Source organism: Bacillus sp. BS98 (assembly GCF_008432245.1).
In the GTDB taxonomy this organism is placed as follows: Bacteria; Bacillota; Bacilli; order Bacillales; family Bacillaceae_G; genus Bacillus_A; species Bacillus_A toyonensis.
This window is the reverse complement of the sequence record NZ_CP043830.1, coordinates 85,001-87,500: the sequence shown is the minus strand read 5'-3', so window position 1 is coordinate 87,500 and position 2,500 is coordinate 85,001. Positions and strand designations below refer to the sequence as shown.

6 tRNA genes and 2 rRNA genes (2 of these 8 cut by a window edge) are annotated in these 2,500 nt (G+C 51.1%); all 8 read right to left on the bottom strand.

The window, feature by feature from the left end:
• Positions 1-34: transfer RNA gene (locus tag F0362_RS00485), tRNA-Leu, on the bottom strand (it extends 55 nt beyond the left edge of the window).
• Between the two features lie 16 nt (positions 35-50).
• Positions 51-125 (bottom strand) — tRNA-Gly (locus F0362_RS00480).
• Positions 126-155: 30 nt separating this feature from the next.
• Positions 156-236 (bottom strand) — tRNA-Leu (locus tag F0362_RS00475).
• Between the two features lie 15 nt (positions 237-251).
• Positions 252-327, bottom strand: a tRNA-Lys gene (locus F0362_RS00470).
• A 14-nt stretch (positions 328-341) separates the two neighbouring features.
• Positions 342-417: transfer RNA gene (locus tag F0362_RS00465), tRNA-Thr, on the bottom strand.
• A gap of 4 nt (positions 418-421) precedes the next feature.
• Positions 422-497 (bottom strand) — tRNA-Val (locus F0362_RS00460).
• A 4-nt stretch (positions 498-501) separates the two neighbouring features.
• Positions 502-617: ribosomal RNA gene (gene rrf, locus F0362_RS00455) — 5S ribosomal RNA — on the bottom strand.
• A 101-nt stretch (positions 618-718) separates the two neighbouring features.
• Positions 719-2,500 (bottom strand): 23S ribosomal RNA (locus F0362_RS00450); it runs 1,140 nt beyond the window's last position.

Genomic DNA, 2,500 nt, shown 5'->3' with positions numbered 1-2,500 from the left:
AGTCCTGTGCGTCTGCCTGTTCCGCCACCCCGGCATGTCATATTGAAAATTGGAGCGGAAGACGGGATTCGAACCCGCGACCCCAACCTTGGCAAGGTTGTATTCTACCACTGAACTACTTCCGCAAGACATGTTATGAGATATTTTATTAAAAGTGCGGGTGAAGGGAGTCGAACCCCCACGCCAAAGGCGCTAGATCCTAAGTCTAGTGCGTCTGCCAATTCCGCCACACCCGCATATTTTATTAAAAATGGTGAGCCATGAAGGATTCGAACCTTCGACCCTCTGATTAAAAGTCAGATGCTCTACCAACTGAGCTAATGGCTCGTACAATTAAAAACTGGTGCCGACTAGAGGACTTGAACCCCCAACCTACTGATTACAAGTCAGTTGCTCTACCAATTGAGCTAAGTCGGCTAAATGGTGGAGGATGACGGGATCGAACCGCCGACCCCCTGCTTGTAAGGCAGGTGCTCTCCCAGCTGAGCTAATCCTCCATTTGCCTGGCAACGTCCTACTCTCACAGGGACAAGGTCCCAACTACCATCGGCGCTAGAGAGCTTAACTTCCGTGTTCGGTATGGGAACGGGTGTGACCTCTCTGCCATCATTACCAGACTGTATTCATTTAAGACAAGAATTATTGTAACTTATTTAACTTTTAAAGTCAACAAGTTTTTTATATTCTTTCAAAACTAGATAACATTGCTTCATATTATATGGTTAAGTCCTCGATCTATTAGTATTCGTCAGCTCCACATGTCACCATGCTTCCACCTCGAACCTATCAACCTGATCATCTTTCAGGGATCTTACTAGCTTACGCTATGGGAAATCTCATCTTGAGGGGGGCTTCATGCTTAGATGCTTTCAGCACTTATCCCTTCCGCACATAGCTACCCAGCTATGCCCTTGGCAGAACAACTGGTACACCAGCGGTGCGTCCATCCCGGTCCTCTCGTACTAAGGACAGCTCCTCTCAAATTTCCTACGCCCACGACGGATAGGGACCGAACTGTCTCACGACGTTCTGAACCCAGCTCGCGTACCGCTTTAATGGGCGAACAGCCCAACCCTTGGGACCGACTACAGCCCCAGGATGCGATGAGCCGACATCGAGGTGCCAAACCTCCCCGTCGATGTGGACTCTTGGGGGAGATAAGCCTGTTATCCCCGGGGTAGCTTTTATCCGTTGAGCGATGGCCCTTCCATGCGGAACCACCGGATCACTAAGCCCGACTTTCGTCCCTGCTCGACTTGTAGGTCTCGCAGTCAAGCTCCCTTATGCCTTTGCACTCTACGAATGATTTCCAACCATTCTGAGGGAACCTTTGGGCGCCTCCGTTACACTTTAGGAGGCGACCGCCCCAGTCAAACTGCCCACCTGACACTGTCTCCCGGGTCGATAAGACCCGTAGGTTAGAATTTCAATACAGTCAGGGCGGTATCCCACCAGCGCCTCCACCGAAGCTAGCGCTCCGGTTTCAATGGCTCCCGCCTATCCTGTACAAACTGTACCAAAATTCAATATCAGGCTACAGTAAAGCTCCACGGGGTCTTTCCGTCCTGTCGCGGGTAACCTGCATCTTCACAGGTACTATAATTTCACCGAGTCTCTGGTTGAGACAGTGCCCAAATCGTTACACCTTTCGTGCGGGTCGGAACTTACCCGACAAGGAATTTCGCTACCTTAGGACCGTTATAGTTACGGCCGCCGTTTACTGGGGCTTCAGTTCAGAGCTTCGCTTACGCTAACCCCTCTCCTTAACCTTCCAGCACCGGGCAGGTGTCAGCCCCTATACTTCGCCTTACGGCTTCGCAGAGACCTGTGTTTTTGCTAAACAGTCGCTTGGGCCTATTCACTGCGGCTTTCCGTTAAGAAAGCACCCCTTCTCCCGAAGTTACGGGGTCATTTTGCCGAGTTCCTTAACCAGAGTTCTCTCGCACACCTTAGGATTCTCTCCTCGCCTACCTGTGTCGGTTTGCGGTACAGGCACCTTTTATCTCGCTAGAAGCTTTTCTTGGCAGCGGGGAATCAAAGACTTCGCTCCATAAGGAGCTTCCCCATCACAGCTCAGCCTTCACGATAAGCGGATTTGCCTACTTATCAGCCTAACTGCTTGGACGTGCACAACCAATCGCACGCTTCTTCTATCCTTCTGCGTCCCTCCATTGCTCAAACGATAAAGAGGTGGTACAGGAATATCAACCTGTTGTCCATCGCCTACGCCTGTCGGCCTCGGCTTAGGTCCTGACTAACCCTGAGCGGACGAGCCTTCCTCAGGAAACCTTAGGCATTCGGTGGACGGGATTCTCACCCGTCTTTCGCTACTCATACCGGCATTCTCACTTCTAAGCGCTCCACCAGTCCTTCCGGTCTGACTTCACTGCACTTAGAACGCTCCCCTACCATTGATACCATTGGTATCAATTCGCAGCTTCGGTGGTGTATTTAGCCCCGGTACATTTTCGGCGCAGAGTCACTCGACTAGTGAGCTATT